Origin of the sequence: Paenibacillus sp. NPDC093718 (assembly GCF_050279985.1) — a bacterium.
GTDB lineage: Bacteria > Bacillota > Bacilli > Paenibacillales > Paenibacillaceae > Paenibacillus_AQ.
In genome coordinates, this window is sequence record NZ_JBNNUS010000002.1 from 708,142 (window position 1) to 727,442 (window position 19,301).

21 protein-coding genes are annotated in these 19,301 nt (G+C 48.9%); 2 read left to right on the forward strand and 19 right to left on the reverse strand.

Annotated elements, in window-relative coordinates; all coding sequences use genetic code 11:
* Nucleotides 1-8: 8 nt before the first annotated feature.
* From ACQKPA_RS08960 to metH, 11 genes are all read right to left on the reverse strand, one after another.
* Nucleotides 9-1,118, reverse strand: a complete 1,110-nt coding sequence (locus ACQKPA_RS08960) for an SAF domain-containing protein (RefSeq protein ID WP_427491375.1) — start codon at nt 1,116-1,118, stop codon at nt 9-11.
* Between the two features lie 28 nt (nt 1,119-1,146).
* Nucleotides 1,147-2,613: a serine/threonine protein kinase gene (locus ACQKPA_RS08965; RefSeq protein WP_427491377.1), complete on the reverse strand. Its 1,467-nt coding sequence runs from the start codon at nt 2,611-2,613 to the stop codon at nt 1,147-1,149.
* Between the two features lie 160 nt (nt 2,614-2,773).
* On the reverse strand, nt 2,774-3,850 hold the full coding sequence (locus tag ACQKPA_RS08970; RefSeq protein WP_427491379.1) for an SAM-dependent methyltransferase: 1,077 nt from the start codon (nt 3,848-3,850) through the stop codon (nt 2,774-2,776).
* Between the two features lie 5 nt (nt 3,851-3,855).
* Nucleotides 3,856-4,629, reverse strand: coding sequence for an ABC transporter ATP-binding protein (locus tag ACQKPA_RS08975; RefSeq protein ID WP_427491381.1), 774 nt, complete (start codon nt 4,627-4,629; stop codon nt 3,856-3,858).
* Nucleotides 4,626-4,973 carry a thioredoxin family protein gene (locus ACQKPA_RS08980; protein WP_427491383.1) on the reverse strand — a complete coding sequence of 116 codons (348 nt, stop codon included), beginning with the start codon at nt 4,971-4,973 and terminating at the stop codon, nt 4,626-4,628. The genes ACQKPA_RS08975 and ACQKPA_RS08980 overlap by 4 nt, the downstream gene beginning before the upstream one ends.
* Nucleotides 4,970-5,308, reverse strand: a complete 339-nt coding sequence (locus ACQKPA_RS08985; RefSeq protein WP_427491385.1) for a cyclic-phosphate processing receiver domain-containing protein — start codon at nt 5,306-5,308, stop codon at nt 4,970-4,972. Before ACQKPA_RS08985 ends, ACQKPA_RS08980 begins: the two co-directional genes overlap by 4 nt.
* A 17-nt stretch (nt 5,309-5,325) precedes the next feature.
* Nucleotides 5,326-6,174: a deoxyribonuclease IV gene (locus ACQKPA_RS08990; RefSeq protein ID WP_427491387.1), complete on the reverse strand. Its 849-nt coding sequence runs from the start codon at nt 6,172-6,174 to the stop codon at nt 5,326-5,328.
* Nucleotides 6,164-6,982, reverse strand: a complete 819-nt coding sequence (mutM, locus tag ACQKPA_RS08995) for a DNA-formamidopyrimidine glycosylase (protein ID WP_427491728.1) — start codon at nt 6,980-6,982, stop codon at nt 6,164-6,166. Before mutM ends, ACQKPA_RS08990 begins: the two co-directional genes overlap by 11 nt.
* A gap of 53 nt (nt 6,983-7,035) precedes the next feature.
* Nucleotides 7,036-7,830, reverse strand: coding sequence for a TIGR01457 family HAD-type hydrolase (locus tag ACQKPA_RS09000; RefSeq protein ID WP_427491389.1), 795 nt, complete (start codon nt 7,828-7,830; stop codon nt 7,036-7,038).
* Between the two features lie 371 nt (nt 7,831-8,201).
* Complete coding sequence (gene rnz / locus ACQKPA_RS09005) at nt 8,202-9,131, reverse strand: ribonuclease Z (protein ID WP_427491391.1); 930 nt, start codon at nt 9,129-9,131, stop codon at nt 8,202-8,204.
* A gap of 86 nt (nt 9,132-9,217) precedes the next feature.
* Nucleotides 9,218-12,658: a methionine synthase gene (gene metH, locus ACQKPA_RS09010; RefSeq protein WP_427491393.1), complete on the reverse strand. Its 3,441-nt coding sequence runs from the start codon at nt 12,656-12,658 to the stop codon at nt 9,218-9,220.
* A gap of 169 nt (nt 12,659-12,827) precedes the next feature.
* Between metH and ACQKPA_RS09015 the strand changes: the two genes are divergently transcribed.
* On the forward strand, nt 12,828-13,364 hold the full coding sequence (locus ACQKPA_RS09015) for a cupin domain-containing protein (RefSeq protein ID WP_071218227.1): 537 nt from the start codon (nt 12,828-12,830) through the stop codon (nt 13,362-13,364).
* A 99-nt stretch (nt 13,365-13,463) separates the two neighbouring features.
* On the opposite strand, the gene ACQKPA_RS09020 is transcribed toward ACQKPA_RS09015, so the two are convergent.
* The 5 genes from ACQKPA_RS09020 to ACQKPA_RS09040 form a co-directional block, all read right to left on the reverse strand.
* Nucleotides 13,464-13,868 (reverse strand): FixH family protein, encoded by a 405-nt coding sequence (locus ACQKPA_RS09020; protein WP_427491395.1) that lies wholly within the window; start codon nt 13,866-13,868, stop codon nt 13,464-13,466.
* Between the two features lie 281 nt (nt 13,869-14,149).
* Complete coding sequence (locus tag ACQKPA_RS09025; protein ID WP_427491397.1) at nt 14,150-14,941, reverse strand: HAD family hydrolase; 792 nt, start codon at nt 14,939-14,941, stop codon at nt 14,150-14,152.
* A gap of 41 nt (nt 14,942-14,982) precedes the next feature.
* Nucleotides 14,983-15,507, reverse strand: coding sequence for a hypothetical protein (locus tag ACQKPA_RS09030; protein WP_427491399.1), 525 nt, complete (start codon nt 15,505-15,507; stop codon nt 14,983-14,985).
* A 160-nt stretch (nt 15,508-15,667) separates the two neighbouring features.
* Entirely contained in the window at nt 15,668-15,874 is a 207-nt protein-coding gene (locus tag ACQKPA_RS09035; protein WP_194542056.1) for a DUF896 domain-containing protein, read from the reverse strand.
* A gap of 265 nt (nt 15,875-16,139) precedes the next feature.
* Nucleotides 16,140-16,511: a LysM peptidoglycan-binding domain-containing protein gene (locus ACQKPA_RS09040; RefSeq protein ID WP_427491401.1), complete on the reverse strand. Its 372-nt coding sequence runs from the start codon at nt 16,509-16,511 to the stop codon at nt 16,140-16,142.
* 175 nt (nt 16,512-16,686) lie between these two features.
* On the opposite strand from ACQKPA_RS09040, the gene lexA reads away from it, so the two are divergent.
* Nucleotides 16,687-17,313, forward strand: coding sequence for a transcriptional repressor LexA (gene lexA / locus ACQKPA_RS09045; protein ID WP_006209658.1), 627 nt, complete (start codon nt 16,687-16,689; stop codon nt 17,311-17,313).
* Nucleotides 17,314-17,402: 89 nt separating this feature from the next.
* On the opposite strand, the gene ACQKPA_RS09050 is transcribed toward lexA, so the two are convergent.
* From ACQKPA_RS09050 to ACQKPA_RS09060, 3 genes are all read right to left on the reverse strand, one after another.
* Nucleotides 17,403-18,191, reverse strand: a complete 789-nt coding sequence (locus ACQKPA_RS09050) for a hypothetical protein (protein WP_427491403.1) — start codon at nt 18,189-18,191, stop codon at nt 17,403-17,405.
* Nucleotides 18,184-18,720: an RNA polymerase sigma factor gene (locus ACQKPA_RS09055; protein ID WP_427491405.1), complete on the reverse strand. Its 537-nt coding sequence runs from the start codon at nt 18,718-18,720 to the stop codon at nt 18,184-18,186. Before ACQKPA_RS09055 ends, ACQKPA_RS09050 begins: the two co-directional genes overlap by 8 nt.
* A gap of 162 nt (nt 18,721-18,882) precedes the next feature.
* On the reverse strand, nt 18,883-19,293 hold the full coding sequence (locus ACQKPA_RS09060) for a hypothetical protein (protein WP_427491407.1): 411 nt from the start codon (nt 19,291-19,293) through the stop codon (nt 18,883-18,885).
* Nucleotides 19,294-19,301: the final 8 nt, after the last annotated feature.

Sequence of the window (19,301 nt, forward strand, 5' to 3'; positions counted from 1 at the left end):
TGTCTTTATTAAGGACTCGAGAATATCAACTCCGCTTCTTGTGATTCCTTATCACTGCCCGCCTCGGCTTCTGGCGGACCGGATGACCCCAATATCTGCTCCGCTTCTGAATCCCGCTCTTCACGGAGCGGAGTCTCTGTATTTGCCTCGTCGTCAGGACGGATGTCAGCAGTATTCTGTTTCGTATCCGTTGAGGATTTCGCTTGGGAGCTTAAATTGGACGCAGGACTCCAGGAGTCTGGACTTCTAGCCCCACTAGCGAAGATGGAGTTGTGGTGCATGTCGGATACCTGAGCCTGCTGATTCGGCTGAAGCTTGCTTAAATCCTCTTCCAGCGTGTTTCGCAGCGTAACCTCGAAGTGCTTCTCGGCTTTCTTCACAATATTCGGGTTGCTTGCAATCAGCTTCGTTACTTCAGCATTCGGAGGATAATTAGGTATTGCTCTCTCTTGCAGCTCCGGCTCTACATAGGTGAGTGCATAGAGCGTGGCATTATGCAGATAAGCATCCACCAAAGCGCTGGAAAGCAATAAAATCTCCTGTTCGCTTAACGTTGTCCAGAACGCCGGATGTTGAAGCCTGTCGATCTTCTTCTTGGATAAAATGATGTAATCCTGTCCGCTTGGAAACTGGACCCTTACATCGATCACGTCCCCTTGGCGTAAATTGCTTGGCAGATATACGGACTTCATCTCCCGATGACGAAGATCGGACGGTGTCGGCTCTTCTTCAAAGAGCATCGAGCGGGTAATCGGTGTTCCCTGCAGCAGCTCGATCTTGGCCCCCTTCCCGGCAATCTCTTCCTTGACCGAGAACAGATTGCCGGAAGAACCGTCATCAGGCAAACGCACTTCCTTAATATCCTTCGCATCGATGAAATGACCAGGCGGAATATCTTTTAACGGGACCCATGCAACCTTCATTGAATTGAGCTGCTGAAGCTGCGTCTCTTCTAGCTCCGTGATTCGCTGCTCGTATTTAGTACGCTCTATACTCTGCTGCTCTTTATAGCCGTGCACATAATACATCATTGCGCCGGCACATACGGCACCCGTTACGGCTGCGCCGGCTAGGCCAGCAAATATCAGTTTGCGGCTACGCCTCCTGATAATCGGCATTGCTTCATCTCCTTCAGTTCATATGCAGTTAATTCTTTAGAAACCTGAATCTTCGCTTTCTTTCTGCCGGCGGCAGGTAGTCCTGAAATAACTGTGCAAATGCCTCCCGGCTGCTGTCCGGTAATTCAAACGGGTCCAATTGCAGGGGCAAAGAATGAACTCTATTCGTTCCTAGCGTTCTTCTCATCGCTTGAATCGTTTCTTCTCCAGCAAGAGGCAGCGCGTAGATCCTGGCCGGCTGAGGATGTCTTGACAGCATCCGGGCCAGCGTCACCACATCATGCTGTCGCCACTCCGCTCCTGATCCGATAACGATAGGGAGATCGGCCCGAAGAAACTCCTCAAGCCGTTCGCTGTCCCGGTATGCTCCCAAATCCAACACCACCGCATCGTAACTGCCCCCGAGCAGAGAAATAACTTCCGTTCTGGCTGTTTGCCGCCAAAAGTGAATCCCGTTGATTTCGAACTTTCGGATAGACCCCAGCTTCCCGCCCTCGGCAATTTCCTGAATCCGGGTAAAGGCGGTGGATTTTGCGCTCATTTCTACGATCGCTACCTTCCCGTACCTTGAAGCCAAGTAATGCCCGAATGCGATACAGCTATGTGTTGTTCCTACACCGGATGATGCTCCCAATACGGCTGCCACAAGCGTCCCGGCTAGCGTGTTGGACTGAGCACTTGATATATTCGCAGTGATCGACTGATGCCGACTGAGCGCTGAACGAACTTCTGACGCGGATTGATATCGATGCTCCGGAGCATATTGCAGCAGCTTTCGAATAACGGGCACAAGCTCTCTTGGTAAATCGCCACGGATATGTCGCTCCACGCCCGTTATCCATTCACTGAATTTACCGCCCGTTGAGAGATAAAGCAGAAGCGCTCCAAGCCCATACAGGTCCGATCTCGCATCGCTTTGCCTTCCTCCGTACTGCTCCGGCGCTGCAAATCCAACCGTGCCTAGCTTGACGGTATCCTCGCCACTCTCCTGTTTATAGCTTCTGGCGATTCCAAAATCGATGAGTCGAACCTCCAGCTGATCGGTCAGCATAATGTTCGATGGCTTTAAATCCCGGAATATAACCTGAGGTTCGTGATTATGGAGATACTCCAGAACATCCAGCAGTTGCTCCGTCAGCTCCATGATGAAGTCCGGATTCACATTCCCCCGATATCCCCGGAAGTACTTCTCCAATGTCATGCCCTGAATATAATCCATAACTACATAGGTGTAGCCGGTAGCCTGAGCATGAAAAAAATCGACAATGCGCGGCAGCCGCGGGTGACTGAGTTTTATCAGAAGCTGTGCCTCGTCCTGAACGGTGCGCTGCATACCGGGTTCAGACAAACTCTCCTTCACTGCCCATCTCTTCCCGGGCAGCTTCAGATCCTCGGCCAGATATACACAGCTCATGCCCCCTTCACCGATCACGCGGTCAATCACGTAACGCTCCCCCAACACTTCCCCATGTACCAATCTGCAAGGCTGATTCATGTCAACGCCCTCTCCCCTGACTTACAAGCACAACAAAAAAAGGAAAGCACTCCGCCACATCACTGAATCGTGATGAATAGCGGGATGCTTTCCCTTTTGTTCTCGTTGGTTAATTTTGGAATCATTATAGAACAAGTTACATTGACTTGTAAAGACTTTTTTAATACTTAATCATATATAGCGTAATCTCGTCCCGATTGTGGAACAGCTGCTTCGCTCCCTGAATCTGCATTCTGGACTCTTCAAACACCGACATGATCTCTTTCACCAGCGCCATCGGTTTCTTAGTCAGCAGCTTAACCGTAATGACAGCAGTGCCGCCCGTCTGAAGACTGTGCAGCAGCCCGGTCACCATTCTGGCCATTTGTTTAGGACTCCAGCTCATGTCACACACCAACAGGTCAAACTCAGAATCTCTAAACGATACGTCCGCTGCATTCTTGTGAATCACGCGGAGGTTTTTGTGACCATCGAGTGATGGATGCATTTTCGCCGGATCAATGGCCGTAACTTGCAGGCCGCGCTCCAATAAAAAGGAAGTCCAACCGCCAGGCGCTGCTCCGATATCGACAGCCTTTCGGAAGGAATCAAACGGAATTCCAAACTGCTTCTCCGCCTCAAGGAGCTTGAATTTGGCTCTTGAGATTTGTCCTTCTTCCCGTTGAAAGCGGACTGCGCCTCCGTTCCAATCCGACAGGTTGTTCTCCGGCCGCGACACGCCCACATACCAGACGCTGTCAGCAGCGAATAGTGAAATGATCCACTCCGGTGCCTGTGCCGTGTATTCAAGTTCTAGCGCAGCCAAGCGATGCTGTAATTCATCCCGAAGGGCCGCGGGGTTTTCCTTCCACGAGCTGTTCTCCGTCTTTCGGATCTGGATGGATACACGGCTGCGGCCGATCTCCTCCCGCTTCATGACATGCTCAACGACAGCATGCAATGCAGCGTCAGCGGTATCGGCTGTCACCTCCAGATGTACCGGAAACAAATGCCGCAGAAAAATAGGCGGGGAAGACGTAATCAGCCGCTGCGCCTCATCTTCGGAGCTGCCGACTGTCGCCAAAAACACCACGCCCGGCAACATCATCGTGCTCTTTATACTGCCAAACATCCGACGCAGCTCTTCTTGCGCGTAAGGAGCAAATCCATGGTTTGCCGTACATACCCACTTGCTGTGATAATCCCGGTGACTTCGATTCTGTTCCTCATGCTCTTGCATAACATTTAATTCATCCAAACGGATTAACCTCCAGAAATAACTTTGATCCAGGGACGTCCGCCATCCCATTCCAGCTGAGCGTCGATATCATAAGTTTGTTTGATAAGTTCATGGTTTAATACTTCTTCTGTTGTTCCCGCACCCGTTAAGCGGCCGTCTTTCATGAGCGCCACATGAGTAAATAAAGGGACAATCTCCTCGATATGATGCGTGACATACACAACCGTAATTTCGCGTTGCCTCAGCTTGTCAATCTCCTGCAGCATCTTCTCCCGTTCATACAAATCCAGGCCCGCACACGGTTCATCCATGATCAGAATCTTCGGATCGGCCATGAGGGAGCGTGCCAACATCACCTTCTTACGTTCACCCTGTGACAACATCCCGAGAGGCTGCTCCGCCAGATGGCCGAAATTCATTTCGTTCAACAGGGTATGGGCCAGGTTCCTGGCCTCTTCCGGTATGTCCTGATAGAAGCGCAGAAAGGCGTAAGCCCCTGTTGCCACAACCTCCCAGACCGGGTCGCTCAGCGTCAATTTCTCCAATAACGACTGGCTAATATAGCCGATCGATTTGCGGACCTCGCGAACGTCGCATTGTCCGTAAACATGGCCAAGAACCTCTACACGCCCGCTGGAAGGAAACATATATCCTGTCATCATTTCCAGCAGCGTCGTTTTGCCTGATCCGTTCCTGCCCAAGATGGCCCAGTTCTGACCCGGCTTCATCTCGATACTAACATCATCCAGAATCTGACGGCTCCCTCTGACGAGCGACAAATGCTGTAGCGAAATCATGGCTGCACACTCCTCACAAAACTCACGATATCCTGCACGGAACCCATCCGGTACAGCACCTCCGGTGCCGGGAGGGGGCTCGACTGAATAGCCAGCAATGCAGGAACGCTGCGGATTTGATACCGTTCCACAATGTCCGGAAGAAAGTTCACATCGGCTTCGAGCAGCTGTACATCCGGCACCACATGTTCTACAATGTTGATCATCTTACGCGCTGCGGCACATGTGCCGCAGAATGGCGTATGTAAAAATACGATGACAGGATCCGCTTTCGCATCCCGTTTCGTCAGACGCTCGTGCCATTCAAGCCTCTCCGTCAATTCACGCTGCGTTATCTCAATCATCTTGAACCCTGGGCGACTTCCCGCAGAACGGATTCCGGCATCGGTCCATTGTGAACCCGGACGCCTTCCGGCATATGCTCATAGAGCAGCTCATACATTTTTCTTCTGCCTGATGGGCTTGAGGTATGCAGATATATTTCTCTGGCCTGCAGATTTTCAGCGATCATGGCTGCAACCACGTCTCCGCCGTTCATTTGGCCATGTCCCAATTCAAAGTCAAGGGACAGAACATCCACTTCACATTCACGGAGCATCAGCAAACACTCTTCCCCGTTTCGTGCCAGCGCAAATCCTTTCGGATTGGGGCGCCAGTCGTCTAAATACAGATGAATCATATTACTCTCTCCCTTAATCAGGACCAGGACAGCACCTTGGCGATGTCTTCCCGATGCGTGCCGTCAGCCCCTTTTTCACTTTCCAGGACAAATGCCTTACCTGCAAGTTCCGGTGCCAGAATCAGGCGTTTCAGAGCTTCTGTTCCTATCATACCTTGTCCGATGCGGGCGTGGCGATCTTTTCTTGAGCCGGCCCCATATTTCGAATCGTTCAAATGAACGGCAACGGTAGATTCCCAATAGGCCAGCGATTTGCCCCTGGCGAGGAGCTCATCCGTATTTGAAATATCCCAACCTCCGGCGGCAAACAAGTGGCAGGTATCCAGGCAAAAGCCTATTTTCTCTGGATAATCAGCAAGCTGTCTGACCTTCACGCTCTCTTCAAGCGTCATCCCCATAGATCCATGATCCCCCGCCTGATTCTCGATCAGCAGCTTAGCCCTTCCCGTCCAGGAAGACAACACATCATTCATGCAGCGGATAATATTCTGATACCCTTCAAGGATATCCTGGCTCTTGAGATGCCCAAAATGAACCACGATACCCAGCGATCCGCAAGCCTCGGCAATCATGAGATCATTTTTAAGGGAATCTACGGTCAACTGGTAAAACTCTTCGCCCCGGGTTAAGCCAACCGCCATATTCGTCGGATATGGGGTGTGCGCGATCGAAACGAGTCCTTGTTCCTGACAAAACTTGGAGCAGGCGGCGGCATTGCGGACGTCCGGCATCTTTAAGTGAAGACTGCGCGGATTTTTCGGGAAATACTGATAGGCTAGTGAACCGATCCCGGCTGCATGCTGGGCTGCTGCGAGAAATCCGCCCCGTGTGCTGACATGGCTCCCAATTCGGACTTTAGACTTCATGTTGACAGTTCGGACAAAAGAACACTTTGCGCGAGGTATGCTCCATCTTCACGATCGGCGTACCGCAGCGAACACAAGGCTCTCCTTCGCGATCGTACACCTTGCACTCGTCGTTGTAAGCCCCCGTCAGGGTATCCCCTTCCTGAAACGGCATTTCCATATATCCGCCGCCATCAGTCGCCTCGCGCATCACTTTAACGGTACTCTCGTATAACTGCTCTAAAGACTGCTCCGATAGATCCTGGATTTTGGACAGCGGGTGAATGCGGGCATCAAAGGCGATCTCATCCGCATAACAGTTGCCGATCCCGGCGACAACCTGCTGATTGACCAGCGTGGTTTTTAAAGCACCCCGTCGTTTTCCAATCCGTTCGACGAAGCGCGCTTTGGTCATTCGCCGATCCAGTAGTTCAGGACCAAGCTCTTTAAGCGCATTTTCCGTCTCTCTGGCTGTCAGGAAATGCAAGTAACCCAGACGCAGACCGATAAAATACAGCACCTGTTCACCAAAGGTGATCTCGACCTGGGTCGACCTTGATGGACGCTCCTCATCTTTATGCCCTAAATACAAAATGCCGCCCAGCATGAGGTGAAGCAGCAGTCTGCCTCCGTTATGCAAATGGAATATGAGGTGCTTGCCTCTACGTTCCACAAAAATGACCTTGCTTCCCTTTAACACGGAAGTAAACTCGTCAACGGTCACATTCAGTGATTTTTCACGGTTCACGACGACATTCGTGATCGGCACATTCAAAATGCTCTGCGATAACAATCTTCGGTAATTTTCCATTTCCGGCAGTTCCGGCATCATTCATCTTCCCTTTCGTCAATCACAAAAGTTTATATGTACACTCTCGCTCATTATGAACACAGCAGCTCTTTCACTTCGCTCAAATTCCGGCAGATAAAATCCGGTGTGACTCCCGTGGCTTCCATATGTGCCTCCATATTGAGATCGGTCGTGATTCCGGTCATAACGAGCACCGTCTTACAGCCGGCATGCGCGCCAGCCGCGATATCCGTACGTATATTATCTCCGATTACATAAGTGTCCTCCGGAGCCAAACCAAGGCGATCCGAAGCAAATTTCATTAAAATCGAGGACGGCTTTCCGATGACCGTCGGTTTCACTCCGGAAGCGGCTTCGATCGCAGCGCCCAGCGAACCTGCACCGGGCATCAAGCCGGTATCCGATGGAAGCTGCAAGTCCGGATTGGTCAATATCGACACGGCTCCCTCCTGAATCCAGCGAACGGCACGGGTTAACTTCTCGTAATGGAACGAGCGGTCGATTCCTTGAATGACATATTCAGGGGACTGCTCCACGATGTTCAGTCCTGCGGACAAGAGCGCTTCACGGAGCCCCTCTTCGCCAAGCATCGCCACTCTGGCACCCGGCGACTCCTCAGCGATATATTTAGCAGCAGCCAGGGAGGAGGTGCATACTTCCTCCGGTAAGGCGGGTATTCCCATCTCCATCAGATGCGCCGCCACTTGCTCCGGTGTTCGTGATGAATTATTTGTTACATACAGGAACGGAATCTGCAATTCCTTCAGCCGCTCGATGAGAAGGTCTGCTCCCTCAATCCGATAACGGCCATGATACAGCGTTCCATCCAGGTCAATCAGCAATCCTTTTGGTTTCGGTTTTTCCATGAATTGATAGCACCTTCTTTATTTCTTTCCTTCACGCCATAAATGATTCATTGATTAAAGTATTAGCATTCTCGGCATCGCCGTGATCGTTATTCATCGTCATATATCAAAATAAATATGTATAACCATGGTTCATACTCTGTACAGAAGTTTGCTTACGCAGAAACCCCGGTTAGTATTATTGTAAAGAAGGCTACTTCAGGTTGCAAGGTTCGTGGACAGCTCTTCTGTCCAGCGGCTAAATAGTCGAAAGAGATCGAAGACTGTCCAAGTGTTAGTGATTATAAACCGCTTTGTCATTTCCTGCGCTTTCCCGGAAAATAATTCACTCAATCACTCGATATTTCCCTGTAAATAACAGCTGTGTCAGCTCATGATTTGCGCTGGATGGGGTACAAGCCAAAATCCTCTGCCAAGCGCGTATTCTCAAAAATCTCCTGCGCTTCCTTGAGCAGCGGCTGCAAATGCTCTATATCCTTATATCGGGAGCTGAAATGGGTCAGGAATAACAATCTTGCTTCAGCCCGTTTCGCTGCTTCCGCCGCCTGTTTAGCCGTACTATGATAGTACTCGTGCGCGAGTTCGGACAGATCCTCCATGAAAGTGGCTTCATGAACCAAAAGATCGGCGCCTTTGGCCAGAGTCTCTACCCCAGGGCATGGCCTTGTATCCCCGAGAATCGTGACCACTCTCCCTTTTTTCGGTGTCAGGAGCACATCTGAGGCATGAATCCATCGTCCGTCGCCGAGTTCCACGCTTTCCCCTCTTTTCAGCTTGCCATAAAGCGGACCTGGCTTCAGTCCATAATCCGCCAACCGCTTCAGGTCCAGACTGCCGGGAAGATCCTTCTCCACGATACGGTAGCCGTAGCTCTCGGCCCTGTGATCCAGCTTAGCCGATTCCACGAGGAAGTTATTGTCCTCAAACAACACGCCTCCGGTATGCTCAATGACCTCCATCGTATAGGGTACGCGCGATTGGCTGATGCTCAGCGTCGTTTCAATGAAGGGCTTTATACCTGGGGGACCATATATCGTCAGGGGTGAAGTTACCCCTTGGGCACCTCGGCTGGACAGCAAGCCTGGCAAACCGAACACATGATCACCATGCATATGGGTAATAAATACCTTTTCAAGCTTGGACAGCTTAAGCGGGGATTTCAATATTTGATGCTGCGTGCCTTCTCCACAATCAAACAGCCACAGACTTCTTCGTTCTTCCAGCAAACGCAGTGCAATCGAGGTCACGTTACGCTGCAGCGTAGGAACCCCCGCATTAGTTCCTAGAAAATAGAGTTCCATCCCTCTTCTCCCCTTTCGGTTGTAAACCGGAGAAATCCCCCGAAACATTCGGAGGATTTCAAACCGGCTGTACCGGTATTCAAATGTTAAGCTTTATCCACGTTAAAATAATGAGCCTCCGGGTGGCTGAACACCATGGCGGATACCGACGCCTCCGGTTCCATCATGAAACCTTCGGTAAGATGAACGCCGATATCCTCTGGCTGCATCAATTTAAATAACGGTTCCTGATCCTCCAGGTCCGGACAGGCCGGATATCCGAAGGATACGCGAATGCCTTGGTATCTCGCACCCAAGCGCTGTTTCATTGTCATGTCTGCCGGATCAGGGTATCCCCATGTATCCCGCATCATATGGTGAATCCGCTCCGCCAGCCCTTCTGCTGTTTCCAGCGCAACCGATTGAAGCGCATGGGAGCGCAAATAATCACCCTTGTCCTTCCATTCTCCGGACAATTTTCCGACACCGTGACCGGCTGTAACGACAAGGAATCCAACGTAATCCATAACCCCGCTGTCTACGGATTTCAGGAAATCCGCCAAGCACAGGTACGGCTCAACCTGCTGCCTTGGAAAAGTAAAAGTATGCAATACTTTTGTTGTATCGTTCGGATCGTATATGAGAATATCATTTCCTCTAGACTGTGCCGGGAAGAAACGGTACATCGCATGCGCCTGTATGATCCCCGATTGAACGGCCTCTTCCAGAATACCATCAACGGTTTCCTTAAGCGATACCGCCTTGGGATCCTTGGCTTTAAGCAGCTGTTCCACTGAACCTTTCAGACCTAAATGATGTCCTAACAGCATCTGCATGTTGATATATGGCAGAATATGCGAAATCGGATAATTTCGGAGCACATGCCGCTCCATATCCGGTGGTAAATATACAGGAGCATCGGTCGAAATTTTGGAGCGCAGCCCTTCTGACAGCTTCGGCATTACTTTAACCACTTGCGGAGCCGCAGCATCGGCTTCCTGCTCTGCCTTGATCTCTTCCGCGATTCTCGTCCGCTGAACCGGATCGCTCAGCTGGTTGGCCAACGCAAGACCATCCATTGCGTCCTTCGCGTAAAGCACCATGCCGTCATACTCGGGACGAATGCGGGTCTTCGTGAATTTCCGTGTAAGAGCCGCCCCGCCTACCATGATCGGAACGCTAATGCCCGCGTTCTTCAAATCCTGGGCGGTGGATACCATCTGTTGGGCTGACTTCACGAGCAAACCGGACAAGCCGATCGCATCGGGCTGCTCGCGGCGGTATGCCTCGATAATTTGCTCCGGTGGTACTTTTATACCCAAATTAATGATTTGATAACCATTGTTGGATAAGATGATCTCCACCAGGTTTTTACCGATATCATGCACGTCCCCCTTCACGGTGGCAAGCATGATTTTCCCTTTGACCGACGACTCGTTTTTCTCCATAAAGGATTCGAGATACGCCACGGAGGCTTTCATCACTTCGGCGCTTTGCAGCACCTCCGCGACAATCAGTTCGTTGTTGTTGAACAAACGTCCAACCTCGGTCATCCCGGCCATCAGAGGTCCATTAATGATCTCCAGCGCGCCGTATTTGGTTAATGCTTCATCTAAATCCGGAATGAGGCCTTCCTTGGAACCTTCCACCACATAGGATGCAAGTCGCTCCTCAAGCGTCAGATTGGATACCTTAACCTTCTTCTCTACCTTCTTATCCCGGAATGCCGCGACAAAAGCCGCCAGCGTCTCATCATTGGTTCTGTAAATCAGATCCTCGGCTAGACGACGCTCTTCTTCAGGGATCGAGGCATAACGCTCCAGCTTCTCCGTATTCACGATTGCGTAATCCAATCCGGCCTTCGTACATTCGTACAGATACACGGAGTTCAGGACTTCACGACCCGCTTCCGGCAATCCAAAGGAAACGTTGCTGATACCGAGAATGGTATGCACTTTTGGCATGGCTTCTTTTATCATGCGGATGCCTTCAATCGTTTCCTTGGCTGATCCGATATACTGCTCGTCCCCCGTACCTACCGGGAATACAAGCGTGTCGAAAATAATGTCCTCTGGCGAAACGCCATATTTGTTCACCAACAGATCATAAGAACGCTGGGCCACCTTGAGCTTGTCATCGCGATGGATTGCCTGACCGGTCTCATCAATAGTTCCAACGACAACCGCGGCACCGTATTTATGCACCAACGGGATCACATGCTCAAATTTCTCTTCACCGTCTTCAAGGTTAATGGAGTTAATAATCGCTTTCCCTTGCGAATATTGCAGGGCCAAGTCAATTACTGCCGGATCCGTCGTATCGATCATAAGCGGCACTTTAACCTTTTTAACTACGAGCTCCAGGAACTTAATCATATCTTCCGATTCTTCACGATCCGGATCCTGTACGCACACATCAATGACATGCGCGCCATTCTTGACCTGTGCACGGGCGATCTCGGAGGCTTCCTCGTATTTACCTTCTACGATTAAACGCTTAAACTTTCTGGAACCCAGAACGTTCGTTCTCTCCCCTACCATGTACGGTCGATTTTCCTGCTCGATATATACCGGCTCGATACCGGATAATGCCGGCAAATGTCCACCATCCAGCGGTCGTGGGGAGAAGCCATCCATCGTTTGTTTTAATGCGCGAATATGGTCGGGTGTTGTCCCACAGCATCCGCCGGCAATGTTAAGCCAGCCTTTTTCAGCAAAAGCCCCCATCTTTTGAGCCAACGATTCAGGAGATTCATGGTACTGCCCGTTCTCGTCCGGGAGACCCGCGTTAGGATAACAGCTGATCGCGCTTCTCGACATTTCGGATAAGGATCGAATATGGTCACGCATGAATTCCGGGCCCGTTGCGCAGTTTAGGCCAATGGATACGGGACTCAGATGTTCCAATGAAATGTAGAAAGCTTCAATATTTTGTCCGGCCAGCGTCGTGCCCATCGGCTCGATCGTTCCGGATATCATGATTGGGAGCGTGACACCCGTTTTATCAAACGCTTGGCGGATCCCAATGCTCCCGGCTTTCACGTTTAATGTATCCTGCGATGTTTCGAGCAGAAGCGCATCAACGCCGCCTTCAATCAAGGCAACGGCTTGCTCCTCGTAGCTCTCAATCAATTCGGCAAAGGTCACACCGCCGGTAACCGAAAGCGTCTTCGTTGTCGGCCCCATCGCTCCGACCACATAACGCGGGCTGTCCGGCGTGGAATAATTTTCAACCGCTGCGCGGGCCAAGTGAGCCGCTTTCAGGTTAATTTCTCGGGCAAGTTCAGGTATATCGTATTCAGCAAGCACAACCGAGGTTGCGCCAAACGTATTGGTTTCAATCAGGTCGGCACCTGCTTCAAGATATTGTTCATGTATTTTCTGAATGACATCCGGCCGATGAATGACCAGCATTTCATTACAGCCATCAAGGTCCGGACCGCCAAAATCTTCTGCCGAGAGGTCCTCCTGCTGGATCATTGTGCCCATGGCACCATCAAGAATTAATATTCGTTCTTTAAGCACTTCTTGTAAGCTAGGCTTGTTCAACTCATAAACCTCCCCCGAAAACGTTAAATCTTAGTGTATCAGAATATTTTTCAATAGAAAAGCCGAAATATTGCGCAGCAATGGGTACAAATCAACATTTGCAGATGACAAATGCTGTGAGGGGGGCTATAATACATATTAATCCAACGGGAGAAAGAGGGTTAAAGCTATGGCAGAGATTGTGATTCGCAACACGAACGAACGCATTACTGGGGAAGAGAATGTTCGGGAATTCCTGAATAACCAAGAGGTTGTTTACGAGCACTGGAATATGGAAAAACTCCCGGCAGCGCTTCAAGAAAATTTCAAGCTGAGTGATGACGATAAGAAGCGCATTTTGGACATCTTTGATGAAGAAATTCGTGACTTGGCTGCAAGACGCGGCTACAAAATCTGGGACGTCATCACACTTTCCGAGTCCACGCCTAATATAGAGGACCTGCTGAAAAAATTCGAAGAGGTTCACACCCACTCGGAAGACGAAATCCGTGCGATTGTCGGCGGAAAAGGAATCTTCATTATTAAGGGCTCCGACGATGTCGGTTACTTTAATGTAGAGCTTGAGCCGGGCGATGTCATTTCCGTACCGGAAAACACGCCTCACTTCTTCACATTGATGGAGAACAAGCAAATCATCGCCGTTCGTCTTTTCATTGAGGAGAACGGCTGGGTAGCCACACCGGTAGAAGATCCTCAATTCCAATAAGCCTGAGGGCTCATTGAAGCTGAATGAATAGGAAAATGAAATAAGGCAGCGCATCAATCCGCTTGCGGATCATGCGCTGCCTTATTCATTAGCGATGCTTTACTCCGTTACCTTCAGTTCCTTCAACGGCATGGAATGTTGTCCTCTCGCCGTGACATGTGAAACAATCCGATAGGTTCCGGCCTCATCAAAGGTTTTCTCCATTTTGTATACCCCGCCTTGATCATGCTTAACCGGGACCTTCGCCTGAACGCCGCCGCCTTCCAGCGTGACTTCAAATTCCACATCGTTCGCATCTTCCACCGGACTGCCGGCTTGCGTCACCTTCGCTTCGATCAATACCTTCTCGCCAGCCTTAATGCTCTCCGGCGTCAAAGACAGCTCGACAATGATGGGTTCCGCCATCACATCATCACTGGGTTCTGCCTTGGTGTCATTACATGCGGCAAGCGCAACCGCCATCAGCACCATAGCCGCAATTAGGGCCATCTTTTTTCGGGTCATGCTCTACACCTCTTTTACAATATAGGGCTATGTATGGTTCATTCACGTAATGGTCTTTTCCAAACCTCGTTAAGTTACTATTCCATTATATCGCATTATTCTGTTACTTCTATCTCATGCAGCTTACAATTGTGTGACGTTTATCATAGCCAACGGCGAGATTGAAATTCGATCGTATAACCAACAAAAAACAGCCGATAACCGCAGAATTCTGCAGTTATGGCTGTTCCTATGTACAATTGCGTGCCAAGTATACGGGGGTAAGCTCTTTAATGCGTGGTTTATAAGGATGCTACGATGGCATGCAGCTCCGATAAATGTTTGATCTCAAACTTCGGTTGAATGGAAGGATCGTGAGGTCGGTTTACCCGATTGATCCAAACCGTATGCAGTCCAGCCGCATTTCCGCCTTTAATGTCTGTGGTCAGCTTATCTCCCACCATCACGGCCTGATCCGCCTCGACATCTAACAAGTCGAGTGCATGCTGGAAGATGGAAACATCCGGCTTTCCTCTGCCAAAATCACCAGAGATGATGATATGATCAAAATAAGGAACCAGTTCGGGGACACCGTCCAGCTTCTCCTGCTGCAGATCCGGGCTTCCGTTTGTAAGAAGGAGCAGCTTTACATTCCCCTGCAATTCCTTCAAAACTTCAAACGTTTCTTCATATACGTATGGTCTTGTTCTGCGTTCAGCAGCAAATTGTGCAGCCAACGTCTCGGCCAATGTTTCACTATCAACGCCCAGGCGCTGAAGTCCTCGCTTCCATGATTCCTTGCGGTATACAGGTGCCAGCTCCTGCAGCTTTCTGAATTCAGGCTGCGATCCAGCCGTAAAGTTAGCCCACAAGCCTTCAAAAGGGTTAATTCCGATCATTTTGGTAAAAGCAAAGGTATCATACGATTCATATAACGCTCTCGCTTCTTCCCGTACTGCGGCCAACAGTGCTTTGGCATCAACGCCGGTCTCGTCCGCTCCGGCCTGGCAAGTCACTTCAAACGCTTCTTCCACACTACGTTCATCCCACAACAACGTATCGTCCAAATCAAACAAAACCGCAGCTATCGGCATGTCTCTCCCACTCCTCATATTCACTGTGATTTATTCTATGGTTAATTATGCTCCACTGGAATTTGATGAGTCTTTGCGAACTCTTCCAATCTTTCGCCCATCGCTTTCGTATCATAAAGATTCATCATGCGCGAGAATACCCAGTTGCCTGCTTTCCCCTTGCCTTGGATCACGACGGAGCCCGAAGCCAATTTAATTTTCTCGATATCCGATACAGCCAAACGACGTTCCCGATTGAACTTCATCGTGGAAACGGAAGAACGCTCAATCTTCAAGTAAGGCTTGCGTAAGAAAATCATAAGCGCCAACAGAATATACAAGCTAACACCAACCCAATTCAACACGTCATTGCTTCCACCGGCTGCCTGTGACGTCGTCGTTCCGAGAAGCGCATACAAACCAGCCAACGCAACAAGCACTAACGGAAGTACATACTTACGTCCTTTAAACACGTCATGCTTATCATTAACGGCAGAGCCTTGGTACGAGGTCAGCCCCTGCTTCTTACGCTGCTTGTTGAGCTGTGACATATTTTTGTTGACTTTTCTTTCCCATGATCGTGACATATGGTTCCCCCTGGACTCAATTTCAAAATATTACCAATTCATATAAACTTGGGGTAACCGTATTCGATTCCCACGAATAATCGGCACCCCAAGTATTATAATTCTATCCTTCTATCTGGTCTCGAATCCACAGTTGTAGATCCAGGTGCCAGTTAATCGGCTAATGCTTTAATCGCGGGCCGCCTTTTTGTTCATTTTCATCAACCCATTCGATCGATTCCAGCTGTTGTCTAAAGTTACTGCGAATATTGTTAAGGTATATTTCCCGAAGCTCAGCCCGTTCTTTGAGCTCTTCCGCGGTCAATCCCTCACTCTTCTGTTTTCTTGCTAGTACATTGATGCGTTCAACCAAAGTATCGATGTCCATGACTTCTCCTCCAATTCCGATATCATGTATAACTTAAACATGTGAAAAAGAGCTTGTCAAGGCAACAGCACCCTTGCAAACTCTTATTAAGAACAAATATGAACATATGCTCCCTATAAATGGGTTCCTCATTGTTAAGAAATCAATACTCGTCTATTATAAACACGCTTATACTGCGTGAAATCACATCGTCAGGCAATACTACAAATATGAAGCGGGAAGTAGGGACATATATAAGGAAAGAGTTTCTGTTAGTGTCATCGCATTACCAGACTGGTAAAGACAACACCTCTCCGGCCTGTATATCCGGACCTTTCAATCCGTTCATTCTTCGGATGCTATCCAGATATACTCGTGTATCCATATCTGCCGGTTTATGAAGGGAAGCAATCCGCCACAAACTATCACCATATTGAACAATAACCTGCTTCTCCCCTGCCGGCTTGTCCATCCCCCCGGCAAAAACAGAGTATGCTCCTGTCCAAAATGAAGCTACGATCAACAGGATGAATAAAAGCTTTATAAAAGGAATGGATTCGATTCTGGACTTTAATTGATGGATCCAAGTCTCCGGGGACTTCATCGTTTGCACTGGAACGTTCTCATAAATGCTGCGGTATGTACTGTATTTCAACATGGAATCATCATCTCCCAAACAAGTGTTCTCTTATGGATTTATATTAACACGAACACTTGTTTGATTCAATACCCAAAAGAACATTTGTTCCATTTTTATTTAGAACTTATGTTTGTACGAACGGAAGTTCTATGTTATAATTTTCCCAAACGTTACTAAATGGGGTTGATACGGCATGTCGAAAATATCCAGCCGCCAGCTGGCGATCTTAGAGTTTATCCGCAACGAAGTTCGTAGCAAGGGTTACCCGCCTTCTGTCCGGGAAATCGGAGAGGCTGTCGGACTAGCTTCCAGTTCAACGGTCCATGGACATCTTGACCGTTTGGAGAAGAAAGGCCTAATTCGCCGTGACCCTACGAAACCAAGAGCAATCGAGCTGCTTGGCCAAGAAGAGTCCGATAGCGCGAACCTGTTTACCCACACCATTGCCAGAGTGCCTGTTGTCGGTAAAGTCACTGCAGGTGTTCCTATTACAGCCATGGAGAACATTGAGGATTATTTCCCGCTCCCGCAGCATTACGTAGGAGACGATAAGGTGTTCATGTTGTCGGTTGTCGGTGACAGTATGATCGAAGCTGGCATTCACAGCGGCGACTATGTCATTGTGCGCCAGCAGCAAACTGCAGACAATGGCGACATTGTAGTAGCGATGACAGAGGAAGACGAAGCAACTGTAAAGACCTTCTATAAGGAGAAGGATCATGTACGATTGCAGCCGGAGAATCCTACCTACGAGCCACTGCGCTTGAACCATGTTACGATTCTCGGTAAAGTAATCGGACTCTTCCGGGACGTCCACTAATCTCATATATCTATGAATAAGAGGTTACCTCCCTTAATTGGATGGTAACCTCTTGCTTTTTCTATATAGATCACGAAACTTGATCATAGCTAGTTTGTCTGCTTCATAATGCCTTGTTTAAGATCCAGCCGATACATCCGTATAGGTTTATAATCCGGCGAGCCTTCCCCACCCGGCCCCTCCGTGGACTGCAGAACAAGCTTATTGTCTTTCACCATGGGTGCAGTGCCTGGTCTGTAATAGGAAGTATAGGACACCGTTAATTCATCTTGAAACCTGAGCTGCACAGCCTTGCCCGTATCATGCTCCACGGCGAATGCGTAGATTTGTATGGCATGACAGTCCTGATATTGCGGTGCAAGTATAAATACATCCGCATCCTGAAACGGCAATCGAACCATATGGACCGCTGCTGAAGTTGGCTGAATAAAAGTAAGATCATCCAGCGTGGTTACTTCATCCGTAACTTCATTGTAGCTATACCGTACGATGTAGTTCCCGGTAAACGATTGGTCCGTTTCGATACCGAAGCAGCTAGGAGCTCCCAGTGTCGTGATTTTTTCCTTTTCGACAGCAACCACACTCAACCTTCCCTCATCTGTAAAGCCTTGTGCCCGAATCGTCCCCTCCTTATGTGATGGTACATCCCCAGCTCTCTGTTGTTCCTCACCGCCAAAAGGCAGCTGAATGGCAATTAACACAATCAGAAGCAGCAGCCCGCCTATAAAGCCAACTTGTAGGTACTTTCGGCGCTTAACCATGCCGTCGCCACGGATCACGGACATCTGGACTTTTTTTTTCATTTCAGCCGTAAATTTATCATTTGGAAAAGGCCCCTTTGAAACCCGGGAATACCAGTCTGGTTTATCCTCACTCATCGCTATTCTCCTTCAACAGGTTCTGTACTTTCTTCCTTGCCCGATACAGTCTGGATTTAACGGTACCCGCCGCTAGGTTAAGGAACTCCGCAATCTGAAGTATTGACATCTCATAATAAAGATCCAGGATTAGCACCTCCCTGAACTTCCTGGGTAAAGTCATAATCATTGTCCATATTTCATCCGTGTACTCCCCGTCCAGATATTCCATTTCCGCGGACCGACTTGACGCGTCTGTGTGCAGGCTGTCCTTAAGGGTCACTTTCCGAAAGAAAAAAGCCTGTTTGTAACGAAACGCGGTATGTCTTGTGATCGTGAGCAGCCACGTTTTTAACGACGCCTGACCGCGAAATGTATGTATGCCAAAATAAGCTTTAATAAACACCTCCTGAGCAATATCGTCAGCCAGTGCTTGCTGTTTGGTCAGAAAATAAGCGTAATTCCATATATCATTACCGTACAAGTTCATGATTTTATCCAGTGTCTGTGTATCCATCACCGTCATCTGCTTCAAGTATTCCAGCTCCAACCGATTCACCTCATCTAATTAGAGTCATGGAAGTGAGAAAAGGTTCCCTTCTTCCGACAAAACAAAAAAAGAATCTTCCCTTATATAGAGGGCGATTCTGTAGTCGTTGCATTCTATGAACGAATATCCATAACCATAAGTCAAAAATGATTACCATTAATATTAAATTAGCGGCGCCTCATCCCAGTCCTGTTTAAATTGGGAACCAAATCTTCGGACGGATTCCTTGTCGGCCTTTAACTGAAAATCCTGTTCCGATCCGTAAAAACGCAACTGATAGATTCCTTCTCTTTCCATTGGCTCCCAGCTCAGTTGGTATAAATGTTTTTCAAATGACATAAACAAGCCATCTAATTTAAAACCATTTAAATACTCCATGGGAAAGTTAGCAGTTACCGTAATAAAATTCCGTATTGTCAAATTCGTCCACCCAAAATTCAAATCATAAATGATTCGGCTAGCCTCATAAAACTTAAAATTGATCTGGCATCCTTCATCCTCACCAGGAATACGAGATATAAAGGTGAACTCTACCCGAGTCCCTTTCTCTTCATGGTCGTTTAGAATCGCCATTTGCTAAT

Excerpts from the sequence above, each read along its gene's own strand:
- ACQKPA_RS08960 (WP_427491375.1), bottom strand. The coding sequence starts at position 1,118 with ATGCCGATTATCAGGAGGCGTAGCCGCAAACTGATATTTGCTGGCCTA.
- ACQKPA_RS08965 (WP_427491377.1), bottom strand. The coding sequence starts at position 2,613 with ATGAATCAGCCTTGCAGATTGGTACATGGGGAAGTGTTGGGGGAGCGT.
- ACQKPA_RS08975 (WP_427491381.1), bottom strand. The coding sequence starts at position 4,629 with ATGATTTCGCTACAGCATTTGTCGCTCGTCAGAGGGAGCCGTCAGATT.
- ACQKPA_RS08980 (WP_427491383.1), bottom strand. The coding sequence starts at position 4,973 with ATGATTGAGATAACGCAGCGTGAATTGACGGAGAGGCTTGAATGGCAC.
- ACQKPA_RS08985 (WP_427491385.1), bottom strand. The coding sequence starts at position 5,308 with ATGATTCATCTGTATTTAGACGACTGGCGCCCCAATCCGAAAGGATTT.
- ACQKPA_RS08990 (WP_427491387.1), bottom strand. The coding sequence starts at position 6,174 with ATGAAGTCTAAAGTCCGAATTGGGAGCCATGTCAGCACACGGGGCGGA.
- mutM (WP_427491728.1), bottom strand. The coding sequence starts at position 6,982 with ATGCCGGAACTGCCGGAAATGGAAAATTACCGAAGATTGTTATCGCAG.
- ACQKPA_RS09000 (WP_427491389.1), bottom strand. The coding sequence starts at position 7,830 with ATGGAAAAACCGAAACCAAAAGGATTGCTGATTGACCTGGATGGAACG.
- rnz (WP_427491391.1), bottom strand. The coding sequence starts at position 9,131 with ATGGAACTCTATTTTCTAGGAACTAATGCGGGGGTTCCTACGCTGCAG.
- ACQKPA_RS09015 (WP_071218227.1), top strand. The coding sequence starts at position 12,828 with ATGGCAGAGATTGTGATTCGCAACACGAACGAACGCATTACTGGGGAA.
- ACQKPA_RS09020 (WP_427491395.1), bottom strand. The coding sequence starts at position 13,868 with ATGACCCGAAAAAAGATGGCCCTAATTGCGGCTATGGTGCTGATGGCG.
- ACQKPA_RS09025 (WP_427491397.1), bottom strand. The coding sequence starts at position 14,941 with ATGCCGATAGCTGCGGTTTTGTTTGATTTGGACGATACGTTGTTGTGG.
- ACQKPA_RS09030 (WP_427491399.1), bottom strand. The coding sequence starts at position 15,507 with ATGTCACGATCATGGGAAAGAAAAGTCAACAAAAATATGTCACAGCTC.
- ACQKPA_RS09035 (WP_194542056.1), bottom strand. The coding sequence starts at position 15,874 with ATGGACATCGATACTTTGGTTGAACGCATCAATGTACTAGCAAGAAAA.
- ACQKPA_RS09040 (WP_427491401.1), bottom strand. The coding sequence starts at position 16,511 with ATGTTGAAATACAGTACATACCGCAGCATTTATGAGAACGTTCCAGTG.
- lexA (WP_006209658.1), top strand. The coding sequence starts at position 16,687 with ATGTCGAAAATATCCAGCCGCCAGCTGGCGATCTTAGAGTTTATCCGC.
- ACQKPA_RS09050 (WP_427491403.1), bottom strand. The coding sequence starts at position 18,191 with ATGAGTGAGGATAAACCAGACTGGTATTCCCGGGTTTCAAAGGGGCCT.
- ACQKPA_RS09060 (WP_427491407.1), bottom strand. The coding sequence starts at position 19,293 with ATGGCGATTCTAAACGACCATGAAGAGAAAGGGACTCGGGTAGAGTTC.